This window comes from Leptospira sanjuanensis (genome assembly GCF_022267325.1).
Classification (GTDB): domain Bacteria; phylum Spirochaetota; class Leptospiria; order Leptospirales; family Leptospiraceae; genus Leptospira; species Leptospira sanjuanensis.
Window position 1 is genome coordinate 1,837,501 of record NZ_JAIZBG010000001.1, and the last position, 14,761, is coordinate 1,852,261.

Consider the following 14,761-nt stretch of genomic DNA (forward strand, 5'->3'; position numbering starts at 1 on the left):
AAGAAACGGACTGCGTATTACAGCCCGTTCGGTTTCTTTTTAATGCAGGATCGGTTCCGGAACCTGATTGCGAACCGGTTTGATGGATTTGAGATACGCGAAGATATCCTTTAATTCTTCATCATTTAAAGTACTTAAGTTGGCCGCAAAGATCGGTGCCATCGGAGGAAGGAGCGGTCTGCCGACTCCCATTCTTTTTTGCGTGCGAACCGTTTGAACGAACATTTCTTCGGTCCAGCCTCCCAGTCCGGTTTCTTTATCGGGGGTTAGGTTTTTCGCAAAGCTGACTCCCCAAGGCCCGACGACTGCCGTGAGATCTCCCGTAAAAAGAAGCCACGGGGAGTTTTGAAAACTTTTGTAATCAGGCAATCGGTTTGTTTCCAAATATCCGGCCAAGAATTTTGAATCGTCGGGAACGGGGCCTTGCGGGGTCATCGTTTTCGGCGTATGGCAATCGCTGCATCCGCTCACCAATACGATTTTTTTTCCGCGTTCGATACGAGCTGAAGCCGAGTTGTCATTCTTGGAACAATTCGTGAACAAAGCGAAAATCGCAAAGAAGCTTAGAACGATGGATGAAATTTTTTTCATAACAATCTCCAATGTGAATCTAGATGATCGAGGTTGTCGATTGCACATACGTTATGCGATACGACTTCCTGGATCGTAAGGCAGGGTTTTGATTTCAAACAAAGAAGCGATCCAAAAAAAGAATATTCCGGTTCTTGAATGTTCTTTGTTATAGATTGAGGATCGTGTTTTTTGATTCGAATTATAAATCGTATATCAAAACAATTCCGAGAATTGGAGATTTGTTTTTGAGAAGGATCGTTTGGGGAGAATTTGTCCGTTGTTCCGAGGATTTTACTTAAAAAGTGCTCGGCCCCGTCCTGATTTTGGACGGAGTGAGGTGTGGTCATAGAGAGCGAGGCGCTTGAGTTTCGCGGTGACGGATCACTACGGGCGGATTCGGTTCTATCATAAAAATCGAATAGACGCTAGATGAATTCAGAAGCATCCAACTATAGGGGAGCTCCTACATTTTTTTTGCGGGTAGGCCGCGAATCGAATCAATCCAATTTCATTCTATAACTCGACGGAACGCTCTCAGGGCTCCGCAAAATGCTCCCTACGGGTCGCATTTTAGATCGCGTTGAACTCAGCCGTACAAAAAAAATCCCCGAGTCGACCCGGGGATTTTTTTTATTTTGAAAGGAAGTGTAAAACTTATTTCAAAGGTTTGAATTCTAAGGTAACCACTCCGCGAGTAGCCGATTTTACTTCCAAAGATTTGGTCGCTAAGAAGGAGAATCCTCTATCTTTTTTGTAAACCAATTCTTCTTGGAAAAGAGCGTCTTTACCCGGATAGATTACTTCCCACTCGGAACCGTTCGTATCGGAAGTTCTTACGTTCACTTCTTTCGCAGCCGTAAACTCGGTCAGATCGTCTTTGAACTTAGTCGCTTCGTCCGCGTTCAAACCGGTAAACTTCAGAACGATCGGATTGTTTTCGGTGAGGTTAAACCATTCTTCTTTTAACTGATTGTTCACTTTTTTAGAAACGGAAGTCGCCCATTCGGTGATCGCCTTTTCTCTGGAAACTTTTTGAGTGATGTCCGCGCCGCGTCCATCCGCGTTTCCACTGTCTACGATTTTACCGTCGCCCCAAAGAAGAACCACTTTGTAAGTTCCTGTTGCCGCGGTGTTATAGATGGTTCTTTCTAGAGCCTTTCCGTTTACGGATTCAAGGGGTTGCTGATCTTCGGTTTCCACAGTCGCAAGAACCAGAACTTCCGCTTGCAGAGCTTCCGCGAGAATCTTGATCAGAGGAGAACCTTCCACTTTCTCGGCGTCCACTTGATTCTTACCGACTTTCTTTGCGGTAAGAGCGGGATCTATGATCTTGTTTCCGCTTTTCTTCAGAGCTTTGATGATCTCCGCTTCTCCGAAATTATTCGGACCCGCCGGAATTACGGGAGCTCCTCCCACTTTTCCGAGAACCAAAACCGCGACTCTAGGATTTCCTACGTCCGCGAGAAGGTTGTCTACCGCGGTGGAGATTTTGGATTCTTCCACTTCGCAGCGAACTGTGAGTTTTAACATCGGCTGAGTATCGATTTTGCCTTCAGCCTCGTCGATGATATCGTAGCTCTTAACGAATGCGTCCGTTTTAGAAAGAAGGCTGGAACCTAAACTTTCTCCATCGGAAGCCTTGCTCTTGTTGCTGATTTCTTCGCCGATTACTTTACGAACGGCGTTGATCTTTGCGTCTTTCAGAGCTCTTTGTTTTGCGATCTGCTTGTCTCCGTTATAAATGGGAGCCTCGCCGATTACGGTAACCTTGTTACCTTCTTTTTCATAGAACTCTTTCTTCTTACCACGAGTGGATCCGGAAGAACCGCAGCTGACTGCGAAAGAGATAACTGCTAAGGCCGCGATAAGCCTGGTGGTAGGGAAACGATTCATTTTGTCGTTTTTCTCCTTGAAGAATAGGTTTGGGGGATTTTTGTAAACAAAATAGGAATTCTCGGATGCTCTACACAAAAATAAAGAAAAAATTCTTCCTTTTAGTCATTTTTTTTCTGTTCCTCCCTTCGGTTGCCTGCGCTGAAAAAAGCTTTCGGAAACATATCGCCGATGCGAAGCTGATTCCTTCGGAAAACGAATTTTATAACAACGTTCTTCCGGGACTTTCAGGCAAAAACGTAATTCTCATCACCAATCCATCCGGTATAGGAAGAAGCCCCGAACGGATTATCCGTGAATTTAAAAAACACGACGTAAAGATCAAACATCTGATCGGACTAGAACACGGATTTCTCGGACTGGAAGAGGACTTCAGTAAATCTCCCGTAACTGTGGATGAATTTTTCAATCTTCCGATCTATCATATCTACCGCGTAAAGAATGCGGAACTACCTGCGATTTTGAAAGGAGCGGATGCGATTCTTTTCGACGTGCAGGATATGGGAATGAGATGTTACACGTATCTCACGGTTTTAAAAAGAATCATGGACGGGATTCCCGATCCTGCCGGAACGAGATTGATCGTACTCGATCACGTAAACCCGGCTTTGTATCTCAAGGGAAGAGGGGAGATGATCGACAAACGGTTTCTCAACTTCGCGGGAGAATTTCCCTCTCTCTTTTTCGGAGGTTTGACTCTGGGAGAATCCGCTCTCTTTTACAACGCGGAATATCTGGATAAAAAAGTTCGATTGGAAGTGATCGCACCCAAAAACGCGAAACGTTCCTTCGATTGGGACAAGGAAGGAATTCCTTGGACGACTCCTTCTCCGAATCTTCCCACCGTCGACTCCGCGATCAATTATCTCGGTTTGGTTTTATTGGAAGGAGTCAACGTTTCCGTCGGACGCGGAACGACCGCGCCCTTTGTTTACTTCGGAGCGCCTTGGATGAGCGAACCCGAAAAGTTGGCGGAAGAATTGAATCAGAATTCCGGCGGAGATTATTACTTCCAAACCGTATTTTTCAAACCCGTTTTCGGGCCGTATAAAAACGAAATCTGCCGCGGACTTCGACTAACCGTCGTAAATCGAAAATACGATCCGTTGAAAATGGCTTTTAAGTTGATCGCGGGTCTGAAAAATCAATACAAAGAGTTCAAATGGAGATCGTATCCGGACGGAACGCATAACATCGATTTTCTGTGGGGAACGGAATCCTTTCGAAAAGCGGTCGACAGCGGAAAAAGTTACGATCAGTATTCTGAATTCTTAAATTCTGCCGAGAAAGAATACAATGAGAAGATTAAAAAGTATTACCTCTACTAAAAAATCGTCCGTGTTTGAGACTTCGACTCGAATTACGCTCGGAGGAATTCTATTCTTATTTTTGAATGTTTCCTTTTTATCCGCGGAAGAAGCGAAGTGGAAGGAATATTCTCTCCGAGAATTGATCGGAAGATTGAAATATTACACATACGCGAAAGTGGCACAGAGTTTGCGGAGGGAATACCCTACCGCTCAGGAACAAGTTTGGGAGAATTCTTCCTGCACTCTTAGTTTACCGGAATTGCCGGGACCGTTTTTCTGCGGACTTTTGAAACAACAAAGCCCTTCTTCTTCCGAAACGTCCGGAAAAAATCCCGCGGCTTCTTCATCTTTATCTTCCGACAAGGTCACTTCTTCTCCGGAGGTTGTATCTCCGAATTCCGATAAACTTGCTTCCGCAACTCTGCCGCCGATTCCTTCTCAGTCGCTTGGAATGCACAGAAATACGAAGGAATATAAGAATATTCAACTATACTCAGGAACCACGATCTCGGGCAGAAATGTGGTTCAAATCGTTTCCGAAGAAAATCCGGGAGAATCACTGAGGGCTTTCTATCTAAACAACGGACAGCTCAGTCACTACGAATTTCAGGATAGAATTCTGATTTTCGATTGGTCCGGTTCCAAGTTGAACGCTATCTTGGAAGTAAAAGTGGATTCGATCTTAAGACCGCTCGGCGGAAGAGAAATCCTATTTCCATGAAACCGATCGTTTCCGGTTTCCTTCGGATGATGGATCATCAAGGAATCGATCCGGTCTCTTATATCTGGGTCACCGCGACTTACGATTCCGATTCTTCCGAAAAACAAGTGGCGCATATTCAAGAAAATTCTAAACTTCTAAACTATATCGGACAAAAGGTGAAACTCGAGTTCACCGGAAAGATCCGCTGCGTTTCCTGCGGGAGAATCACCAAAAAAAGTTTCAATCAGGGAAACTGTTTCACTTGTTTTCAAACGTTGGCCGAAAACGATCTCTGCATTTTAAGACCGGATACGTGCCACTTTCATCTCGGAACCTGCAGGGAACCCGATTGGGGAGAAGCCCACTGTTTTATTTCGCATACCGTGTATCTCGCCAATAGCTCCGCGATCAAGGTCGGAATCACGAAGGAAAATCCTGTTTCCAATCGATGGGTGGATCAAGGCGCGGTTCAGGGAATCCCTCTGGTCGAAGTGACTTCAAGAAGAGACGCGGGAATCATAGAGAAAGAACTTTCCAAGGTTTTATCGGACAGAACGACCTGGCAAAAGATGGTCGCGGGCGATCCGGAACCGATCGATCTCGCGGAACGCAAAAAGGAATTTCTGCAAAAAATCGAGGAACTCGATTTGGATCTGGATTATAAAATTTCTCCGCAGGAAACCCCGACTACGATTCGGTATCCGGTGCAGGCTTATCCGAAAAAGATTCAATCCTTGGCCCCGGAAAAAAATCCGATTATCGAAGACGTTCTTACCGGAATCAAAGGACAATATCTTCTCTTTCAATCCGGTGTGATCAATATCCGCGCGTACGGCGGTTATGAAACCGTTTTGAGCGTCGACTGAATGTAGGAACTGCTACGATTTTTTAGTAGCGGATAACGGACGGTTTGAACACAAATTGTGGGAACTCCAGCAAATTCTTATAAAACGCGACTCATTCCACATTCACTGAGAAAGTTGTGGGAACTCCTGCAAAAGATCGTAAACCGCGGCTGATTCCGTAGACGAAGTGTGGGAACTCATACAAGAATCCCCGATTTCCGTCGGGAAAATTCTGCTTTGATTTTGATCGAAGATTCGAAAAGAATGTCTTCCTATGAAAAAGATTTTCCCAAAGCTGGTTCCGCTTTTTGTCGTCGTTTATTTTTGGGGATGCGGCGCGATCATTGATTCCGTCGTTCCGATCGAATTGGATCTTCAGATCGGAAAATCCTTTTTGGAAAACGCAAAAGACGGAAAGGAAGGAATGCACATTCTCAAAAATGCCGCTCTGGAAAAATACGTAAAATCGGTCGCGGATAGAATTCTCAAATCGGACAAAATCCAATACAAAAAGGAATTTCCGTATAAGATTTCCATTTTGGACGACGACGATACGATCAATGCGGTTTGTACTCCGGGCGGATATATCTTCGTTTATACCGGACTTTTGAAACTGATTCAGGACGAGGCCACGTTAGCCGCCATTCTCGCGCACGAAATCGCACATGCGGAAAAACGGCACTCCGTAAAACAGATCATCAATTCCCTCGGAATTTATTTCACCATCTATATCGGTCTAACGATTTTTCTCGGATCGGACGCGGCCAATCTGATCAACCTAGGCTCAAGAGTAGGCGGAGAAATTCTCACCTTGGCGAATAGCCGTTCCGCCGAAGCGGAAGCAGACGCAATGAGTTTTGAATATTTGAAATCCACGAAATACTACCCCGGCGCTCTCGAATCGTTTTTCATTCTTATCGAAAAAAAGGAAAAGGAAGAAGGGGGAAGCGGTGCGGAAAAACGAATGATTAAATTCTTATCCACACACCCCTTGAACGACGAACGAATCGCCGAAAACAAAAAGCGTTTGGAAAGTATCGGAAATCCGAAAGCGACTTCCGAAAATCTTTATACGGAACGTTATCAGGCCGCGATGAAGCGCGCCTTCGGCGACGCGGATTGATTTAGAATCGATTTCCGTTTAGAAAACTACTTGTAATCGGATTCAACTTTTCTAAAGTTTTGCAATCTATGCGATTGGAACACAAACTCAAACGATGGGTGGAAGCGGGATTGATTCGCTCCGAACAAGCGGACGCGATCTTACATTTCGAAGAAACCCGTAAAACACCGTATCTTTACTATTCGTTTATCATTTTAGGGGTGGTGGTCATCGGAATCGGCGTGATCGCCATCATCGCCGCGAACTGGGAAGAAATTCCGGATATTCTGAAGTTAGGAGCCGGTCTCGGCGTTTTGTCCCTCATAGCGGGGCTTGCATTTTGGAAACGGGAGAACGGAAATCTCCTAACGGTCTTTCTCGTTTTGAATTCGATCTTGATCCTGGGAATGATCGGTCTCGTTTCGCAGGTTTATCATCGAGGCGGAGAATACTACGAAGCCGCGGCTCTTTGGTGCGTATTGAACGTTCTCTTTTTGATCGCGACGGATTCAAAGACGTTGATTCATCTTTGGACCGTCGGATTTCAGATCTTCATTACGGGATGGATTTTGGATCAACCCGGCTGGGAAATGAATCGCTGGAATCAGTATTTTTATTTTTCCACGGTCGGATTCTTTACGATCTGGACCGCTTCCGAACGATTCTCCTTGGAATCCAGAAAGGCTTCCTTCTTTTTATGGGCGGTTTTATTTTTAGTGATCGGAAGTTCTTATTTCGGTTTCCGAGGAACCTATGATTATACGTTCTACGGAACTCCCGAAGAAAATCCCGCTCATTGGATGGATGCGGTCCGACAATATCCTTGGACGCAAGTTCTGCTTCGTTTGTTCACGATCGTTCCGGGTATATTCTTAATTTTGAATACGGATGCGTTCACGAAATCGCAGAAGAAGTCTTTCGGCTTCAGTCTGATTATTTTCTTTCTTTTATATCTGCCGATTTATCTTCTCTATTCTCATGGAGAATCCGTTTCCGCAAGCGTTTGGAATCGGATCGTTTCCATGATTCCTGCTTTTCTTTTTATCGTATTTTGGCTGGGAATCGCTTCCGGGTTTCGCGCGCACAAACGGATTTTCGATCTCTCCGTTGCGATTATCGGAATTCGATTCCTGTATTTCTACTTCGACCTATTCGGAAGTTTGACTTATACGGGATTCGGTTTGATTCTTTCCGGGCTCTTGATCATCGGATTTACGATCGGATATTTAAAATTGAAAGGAAGAGTGAGAACTTTCTTGGGAGAACAGGAATGAGAACGTTCAAAATTCTTTTGATCCTTGCGTTGGCGACTCCGGTGGCATTCTTTGCATCCGAAATCGTATATTTGGAATTCGTAAAGAAGTCGGGAAAGGAACTGATTCTTCCCGTAAGCGGATATGATCCGCGCGATCTGTTATCCGGACATTATCTGCGTTACAACATCGAATACCAATCGTATTCTCTCTGTCAGGCGGCCGACGGTGGAGAATCGCTTCGTTCCAAGGCAAAGTCGAGCAAGGACGGTGGAACACATTGTGTTTGTTATTCGCATCCCGGAAAGATCGAAGAAGGGGACGGAACCTTTGTGGAAGGCTGTAATCCCGAAACTCTTCAGGATAAAAAGATCTGCAAGCTGTATCTCCGCGGCGAATGCAGATACGGAAGATTTACGATCGGCAACGAACGTTTTTACGTGAATGAAACCAAGGCTCTCGATTACGAAAAACGCCTTCGGGACGAAAGCGTTCACATTCGTTTGAAGGTCGATGGAGACGGAAAGGCGATTACCGATTCTCTGATTTGGGCGGACGGATCTTCGCTGTAACTTCGTTGAGACTGCAGAAGTCGTTTTCTCCGAAACCGGCTTTCATTCCAGATTCGTAGATCTCAGGAAGATTCTTACAAAGAGAAAGGTTCGTATCGGTTTGTTCGGCCAGTTCCATCGCGTGATGGACGTCTTTTCTCATATTCTTTAAAGAGAAATGAGTTTCGTAGTTTCCGGAAAATACGAACGGAAATTTAAATTCTGCGATCCCCGATTTTGCGGCGGATTGCAGAAGGATGTCCTTTAAGATATCCGGTTCCACTCCCGAGTTTTTGGCGAGTTCGAATCCTTCCATATATACCTGAAAAATGCCCGCTTGGATCATGTTCAGTGCGAGTTTCGCTTTTTGTCCGCTCCCTACCGAACCGCAATAAACCGTATTCTTTCCGCAAATATCAAAGAAGAATTGAATATCGGCGACTTCTTCCCGATTGGCTCCCACCATAAAAAGAATCTGTCCGTCTCTCGCCGCGTTTTTGGAACCGGTCATGGGAGAATCGTAAAATCGAATTCCGCGTCGGGAACATTCTTCCGCGAGTTTGAGTGTGAGGGGAAGAGAAGTGGTTCCGCAATCGAGGATGATCTTGGGTTTTACATCGAGAAGTCCGGACGAGATCGTTTCCCGGATTACCACCTCGTCTTCCGTCAGACAAAGGATCACAAGATCGGCGCCTTTGGCGGCTTCCGAAGGAGAATCAAAAAGAAGAACGTTTTCCGATTTTAGATCGTAGAGTTTGGAAAGATTTCTGGAATAGAGGCGGAGTTTTTGATTTTCCTTGGCGAGGTTGATTGCCATACCTCGTCCCATAATTCCCGTTCCGATGATGGATATTGTGTATTCTTTCATTATAATATACTAAAATACTTTGCGTCGTTTTTAAATTCGATAAATAATCGCCGATCGAAAAAATCAAACCGCACGGTTTTGAAAAGTCCGATTGCGATTAGAATGCGCTGAGCGCAGCCCGGATAAAGCTCGTAACCGGAGTTTGTTCCCTTGTATCCTCGAGACCTTCCCGAAGTTCGCGGAGAACGATCTGTGCGTCCGTCAAAACCGTGTTTACGTTCTTATGAACGTCGTCGTTGTTGATGAGCCTTCCTAAACTTCCGTCTCCCGTGTTGATTTTGGTCGTGATGTCCGCGATGTTCGAGAATGTTTTACGGATATCCCCTCGGTTTTCGGAGATCAACTCCGATAAACTCACGAGAGGATCTTGCAAAACCCTACCTTTCAAAGCGCCTGCAGCTTTGTAATCGATCATCGTTACGGGTGTGGATCTCTTTTTCAAACGTTCCGATTCCGGATCGGTCGTTCCCGGATCGATGGAAATCACGCGTCCGGTCAAAAGGCTTTCATTTTTAATGATGATGTCGTAGTTGTCGTAAAGGAGAATCCTTTCACGAAGAAGCATCGTGATTTCGACTCTGGTTCCGATTCCTGTTTCTCCTTCTTGGACCTCGGCTCCGTTTTCGTCGATCTGAATCAGCCGAATCGAGGAAACGTAGCCGAACGGAACACCTTGAACGGTGACCTTGTTTCCAACCTTGATTCCTTCCGCGTTTCGAAACGTGACCTTCATGAATTCACCGCGTTTTTTTACGGGACCTCCTTCGGTTACGATCGTAAAATATCCGACCACCGCGATGGCTGCGGTAAAAATAACTCCCACGAGAAGATAACGCAACGAACTCATATTCAATTCTCCTTATGTGATCGGTTCGATCCTATTTGGTTTCCAGGATCATCGGACCGGTTGTCTTTCCGTGAATGAATTGCTGGATCAACTCGTTGTCCGAATTTTGGATTTCTTCCGGGGTTCCGGTAAATACGATCTTTCCCTTATAGATAAAACTGATTCGATCCGCGATCTTATACGCGCTCGACATATCATGCGTGACCACGACTTGGGCAGCGCCCGTTTCCTTTTGAATCTTCAGAACGAGTTCGTTGATGACGTTGGACATCACCGGGTCCAGACCGGAAGTGGGTTCGTCATAGAGAATGATTTCCGGATTGGTAGTGATCGCTCTTGCGATTCCCGCTCTTTTTTTCATACCGCCGGAAATATCGTTCGGGAAGTTATCCTTGGCTATGACCATATCCACCAGTTTTAATTTCTGCATTACGATTTCCTGAATTTTCTCTTCGGATGCGAGTTTGTGTTCGCGTAAGGGAAGCGCAACGTTATCGAAAACGGTCAGCCAGTTGATGAGAGCTCCCGATTGAAAGAGAACGCCCATTCTCGCACGTAGTTTTTCCTTTGTTTTGGATCCGACTCGGGAAATGCTTTCTCCGAAGATGAAACAATCTCCAGCATCCGGCTCGAGAAGACCGGTGATGTGTTTGAGCGTGACCGACTTTCCGGTTCCCGAAGGACCGAGAATGACGAGAGTCTCTCCCTTTTTTACATGAAGGTCGACTCCGGTGAGAATCTTTCTTTTGCCGAAAGCCTTATGGACGTTTTTGAGTTCGATTGCAAACGTTTCCATGATCGTCATTCTCTATAAAATAAGGCGGTGATCATATAACCGGTAAAGATCACCATTAAGAACGAAGTGACCACCGATTCTCTCGTGGCGCGACCTACGCCGATCGCTCCGCCCGAGGTTCTAAGACCGTGCGAACAGGAAATCGCGGAAACGATGATCCCGAACACGAACCCCTTAAAAATTCCCACATACAGATCCTTCAGACCGGGAATGGAAGCGATTCGATCGAACACGTCTCGAAAATAGGTAAAGTAATCGATTCCCAGCTGGAAATACCCGACGATCGCTCCGCCTAAAATCCCAAGGATGGTAGAATAGACGCATAACACCGGTACCATGATCGAAAAACCGAAAATCCTCGGAAAGATCAGATAACGCACTGGATCGATGGACATGACTTCGAGCGCGTCCACTTCTTCCGAAACCTTCATCGTTCCGATTTCGGCCGCCATCGCAGAACCGATCGACGCCGCGAGAATCAAAGCAGTCATAAACGGGGACATCTCTCGGGTAAGAGTGATCGTCATCAAAAGTCCGATCTGTCCTTCGGCGCCGAAATCCTTGAGTCCGAGTCCGGTGTTCAACGACATGATCATTCCGGTGAAAACGGCTACGATGGAAACTACGGAGATGCTTCCTACGCCGGTGATATACATCTGATCCAGAATTTCTTTCCGTTTAAAAAAACTGTAAGGAAGATTTAGAACACTCTCATATACCAGAAGGATTGTAAAACCGCTCGCGTAAAAAAATTCGGTAAGGCTTTCTTTGATACGTTCACTCATATTTTGATAAACCAGAGGAGCTGAAGATTCCGGTTCGTTTCGATTCTTTCATAACCGATAAGACCGTAAAGGAATTTCCAGGAAGTTTTTTCGGGAGTCAGCGAAAGTTCCAGAACGAAAGGAATGCTCGCGTGAAACTCGGTTTCCGTCCATCTCTGCGTGTAAGCCCGCATCAATACGGATACCCTTTTTTCTCCGTTGGAAAGTTTCTGGTATTCGAAGATCGACCAGAGAGGATCCCAGACTCGGTCCACGATTTCGGACTTGATCGGAAACAAAGAAAGCACGTTCCAAACCATGTTTCCTTCCCGATCCTTTTGATACTTGAAAACGGGCCAGAGTTTTAAGTAACTTTCGTCCCGATCCCACTGAACGTATTTCCGTTTGGAATGAAAGTAAAACGGAATCAAAAAAGTGTCATCGGATTTGATATGGTACGTGTCCGTCTGCAGGTGAAAGTAAAACGGAGTTACGAACGTGGTTTGTTTCGACGCGAATCTGTAGTATCCGTAAAACGGAAAGAAGATCAGTTTTCTGTAGTCTTCGTCCTGATTGCTTCCGTATTGGAATAGGAAGAAGAGGGCGTTGAAATCCTTTTCTCCCGTTCGGCGATCGTAACCGTAACCGATAAACGATCCAAGCAAAGGAAGGATCAAAAATCCTCTCGACTTCATGTTTCCGGCTTCGGAATCCTTGAACCCGAACAAAGGAAAGAAGATCTTGTAATGAACGGGTTCCCGTTTGTCGAGAAACGTGCTTCCCCATTGAAAGAAAGGCCACAAGACCGAATAACGTTCGTATTTTCCTCGATGGACTTTTCGAGAATAAAACGGAAAGAATCGGAATTCTTCCCTGGTTTCCGAGGAAGCCGTCAAAAAGATCGGCCATAAAACGGAGGTCGCCTCGTAGTCCTTGTATTTCCAATTCGAGTAGAGCGGAAATAGAACGAAACTCACTTCCGAATATCCGATCTTGTTTCTCAGTTTTCCGGCAAACGGAAAAAAGCCGAAATACTTCTCACGTGCCGTATCCCCCCAACCCCAGAAAAAGAGAGGAGTCAGGACGTCCGAATCCTCTCCTACGTCTTCGTGTAAGGTGGAAGTTCCCGTAAAGAAAAAGAGAAAGGTCCATACCTTCCAATAGTTCGTTTCCTCGCTGTAATAAATCGGATAGAGAACGGTTTGAAATCGATATGCGGATTTTTCTTCCCGGTAACTCGAGTAGAAGGGACGGAAGATGACTTCCGATTCTCCGGCTCTGATTTCTTTTTGATAGAGAAACCAGAATTGATCATACTGGGATTTGAATTCACCCACCGGTTTGGAAGGGTATTCCGAAAAGATGTTTTCAGAGGAGATGAGAAGAATTACGATGCAAAAGATTCTCAACTTCTTTAGGAAGTTTCGGCGGAATCCATTCTTTGGGGAGAATTTCTTTTGGCTAAGATCGCAGTCTTTTTTGGTGGCAGTTCTACGGAACACAGTATCTCGATTCGAACCGGTTGTTTTATTTGTAAGACTTTGCATGCGATGGGGCATTCGGTCAAACCCATTCTCTTGACCAAGGACGGAGGCTGGGTGGTTCCTTTAGAATATCGGATGAATCTCCCGTTCGAGTCAGTGAATTCTCCCGATTCTTTTTTGGAGGAGTTTCAAAAAAGGAACGGTGTTTCCAAAACCGATTCGCTTTCTCATCTCGACGCGGACATCGTTTTTCTCGGTCTTCACGGAGGAAAGGGAGAGGACGGAACGATCCAGGGATTTCTGGGAGTTCTCGGAATTCCTTATACCGGTTCGGGCGTGACCGCTTCCGCGATTGCGATGGATAAAACCCGCGCGAATCGGATTTTCCTGCAAACCGGTCAGAAGGTCGCTCCGTTTTTTGAGATCGGCAAATTGGAATATACGATTTCTCCTGACGCCGCGATTTCCAAATTGGAAACCTTGGGTTTTCCGCAATTTCTAAAACCGGTGGAAGGCGGGTCCAGCGTTTCCACGCATAAAATTACGAACAAAGAACAGCTTGCTCAAGAACTCGAACAGATGTTTCAAACCGACTCCAAGGTGATGAGTCAATCCTTTCTCGCGGGAGTGGAAGTTTCCTGCGGAGTTTTGGAAAGATATAGAAACGGATCGTTTTCACGGATAGCGTTACCCGCAACCGAAATCGTTCCCGGCGGAGAATTTTTCGATTTCGAATCCAAATACAAACAAGGCGGTTCTCACGAGATCACGCCCGCCCGAATTCCGGACGAACAAATGAAGAAGGTTCAAGAACTTGCGATTGCCGCCCACGAATCTCTCGGATGCCGAGGTTATTCCCGGACCGACTTTATCATCGTAAACGGCGAACCTCATATTCTCGAAACGAACACGTTGCCCGGCATGACGGAAACGAGTTTGATTCCCCAGCAAGCAAAGGCCGCCGGAATTTCCATGGAAGAAGTTTTTGCCGATCTGATCGAGATCGGACTCAAAAGTTCGCTTCATTGAGTCGCGTTTTTGGACGGCGCCTATTTTAGGGGCCGAGCTTTAGAAACGACGTCTTCTAATTTGAGTCGCTCGTGTTCCGGAATGTGCGTTTTGTAGTTTGTAATATTTTATAAATTTATGATATTACAAAAAGCGCAAGCTTGGAAAAGAAATTCGGACGAAAGCGGACGCGGGAAAGATCTCTGAAATACGCCTTGTCCTCGATCTTGAACTTTTGAATTTCGCAGAACTCGATAAAATCGAGGACCGAAAGGAAATGCAGGTTCGGCGTATTGAACCAGCGATAGGGAAGAAGGTCGGTTACGGGAGTTTTGCCCGTGGTCAAAATCGTCCAACGAACGTTCCAATGACCGAAGTTCGGAAACGCAACGATGACTTTTTTTCCGATGCGGAGGGATTCTTTTAAGATTTCTCCCGGGTTTCTCGTTTCCTGGATCGTTTGGTTGAGAATGACGTAATCGAACCGTTTGTCCTGATGGTGTTCCAGACCCTCGTCGATGTCGCCGTGATGAACATAAACTCCTCGCTGGATACATTCCACGATGCAGTCCTCGTCCTTTTCGATTCCTTGGCCTCGGATTCCCTTTTCCTTTAAAAGATACAATAACGTTCCGTTCCCGCAACCCAAGTCCAAAACCCTCGAACCGGACGGAATTAGATTGAGAATATAGGCGAAGTCCGGTCTTTCTTTCAAAGCCAGATCGATGGATGTCTTTTTTTCCAAAGGGGTCATAACGTGGATC

General features: G+C 45.7%; 15 protein-coding genes. 7 read left to right on the forward strand and 8 right to left on the reverse strand.

What is annotated here, in order from left to right; all coding sequences use genetic code 11:
- Positions 1–39: 39 nt before the first annotated feature.
- Together LFX25_RS08305 and LFX25_RS08310 are read right to left on the reverse strand one after the other, a co-directional pair.
- Entirely contained in the window at positions 40–591 is a 552-nt protein-coding gene (locus tag LFX25_RS08305; protein WP_238729831.1) for a c-type cytochrome, read from the reverse strand.
- A gap of 636 nt (positions 592–1,227) precedes the next feature.
- On the reverse strand, positions 1,228–2,466 hold the full coding sequence (locus tag LFX25_RS08310) for a lipoprotein LipL46 (RefSeq protein ID WP_238729832.1): 1,239 nt from the start codon (positions 2,464–2,466) through the stop codon (positions 1,228–1,230).
- A 65-nt stretch (positions 2,467–2,531) separates the two neighbouring features.
- Here LFX25_RS08310 and LFX25_RS08315 point away from each other — a divergent pair, with 65 nt between their 5' ends.
- The 6 genes from LFX25_RS08315 (at position 2,532) to LFX25_RS08340 (ending at position 8,251) form a co-directional block, all read left to right on the forward strand.
- A complete protein-coding gene (locus tag LFX25_RS08315; RefSeq protein WP_238729833.1) occupies positions 2,532–3,794 on the forward strand; it encodes an exo-beta-N-acetylmuramidase NamZ family protein in 1,263 nt (420 codons plus the stop codon).
- Positions 3,763–4,497, forward strand: a complete 735-nt coding sequence (locus LFX25_RS08320) for an LIC_11883 family protein (protein WP_238729834.1) — start codon at positions 3,763–3,765, stop codon at positions 4,495–4,497. Before LFX25_RS08315 ends, LFX25_RS08320 begins: the two co-directional genes overlap by 32 nt.
- Complete coding sequence (locus LFX25_RS08325; protein WP_238729835.1) at positions 4,494–5,345, forward strand: DUF2797 domain-containing protein; 852 nt, start codon at positions 4,494–4,496, stop codon at positions 5,343–5,345. Before LFX25_RS08320 ends, LFX25_RS08325 begins: the two co-directional genes overlap by 4 nt.
- A 253-nt stretch (positions 5,346–5,598) precedes the next feature.
- On the forward strand, positions 5,599–6,447 hold the full coding sequence (locus tag LFX25_RS08330; protein WP_238729836.1) for a M48 family metalloprotease: 849 nt from the start codon (positions 5,599–5,601) through the stop codon (positions 6,445–6,447).
- Between the two features lie 68 nt (positions 6,448–6,515).
- A complete protein-coding gene (locus LFX25_RS08335; protein WP_238729837.1) occupies positions 6,516–7,700 on the forward strand; it encodes a DUF2157 domain-containing protein in 1,185 nt (394 codons plus the stop codon).
- Entirely contained in the window at positions 7,697–8,251 is a 555-nt protein-coding gene (locus LFX25_RS08340; protein ID WP_238729838.1) for a GDYXXLXY domain-containing protein, read from the forward strand. The genes LFX25_RS08335 and LFX25_RS08340 overlap by 4 nt, the downstream gene beginning before the upstream one ends.
- Here the strand turns inward: LFX25_RS08340 and LFX25_RS08345 are convergent.
- The 5 genes from LFX25_RS08345 to LFX25_RS08365 form a co-directional block, all read right to left on the reverse strand.
- Entirely contained in the window at positions 8,211–9,098 is an 888-nt protein-coding gene (locus LFX25_RS08345) for an NAD(P)-dependent oxidoreductase (protein ID WP_255717771.1), read from the reverse strand. The two genes, LFX25_RS08340 and LFX25_RS08345, sit on opposite strands and share 41 nt — an antisense overlap.
- A gap of 97 nt (positions 9,099–9,195) precedes the next feature.
- Complete coding sequence (gene mce / locus LFX25_RS08350; RefSeq protein WP_238729839.1) at positions 9,196–9,945, reverse strand: mammalian cell entry protein Mce; 750 nt, start codon at positions 9,943–9,945, stop codon at positions 9,196–9,198.
- A 31-nt stretch (positions 9,946–9,976) separates the two neighbouring features.
- The gene (locus LFX25_RS08355; RefSeq protein ID WP_238729840.1) at positions 9,977–10,741 is read right to left on the reverse strand and encodes an ABC transporter ATP-binding protein; all 765 of its coding nucleotides are present in this window, start codon (positions 10,739–10,741) and stop codon (positions 9,977–9,979) included.
- Positions 10,742–10,746: 5 nt separating this feature from the next.
- Entirely contained in the window at positions 10,747–11,526 is a 780-nt protein-coding gene (locus LFX25_RS08360) for an MlaE family ABC transporter permease (RefSeq protein ID WP_238729841.1), read from the reverse strand.
- Entirely contained in the window at positions 11,523–13,007 is a 1,485-nt protein-coding gene (locus LFX25_RS08365) for a hypothetical protein (protein ID WP_238729842.1), read from the reverse strand. Before LFX25_RS08365 ends, LFX25_RS08360 begins: the two co-directional genes overlap by 4 nt.
- Here LFX25_RS08365 and LFX25_RS08370 point away from each other — a divergent pair.
- A complete protein-coding gene (locus LFX25_RS08370; RefSeq protein ID WP_238729843.1) occupies positions 12,963–14,018 on the forward strand; it encodes a D-alanine--D-alanine ligase in 1,056 nt (351 codons plus the stop codon). The two genes, LFX25_RS08365 and LFX25_RS08370, sit on opposite strands and share 45 nt — an antisense overlap.
- A 115-nt stretch (positions 14,019–14,133) precedes the next feature.
- Here the strand turns inward: LFX25_RS08370 and metW are convergent, their stop codons facing one another.
- Positions 14,134–14,751, reverse strand: coding sequence for a methionine biosynthesis protein MetW (metW, locus tag LFX25_RS08375; protein ID WP_118965710.1), 618 nt, complete (start codon positions 14,749–14,751; stop codon positions 14,134–14,136).
- Between the last annotated feature and the right edge of the window lie 10 nt (positions 14,752–14,761).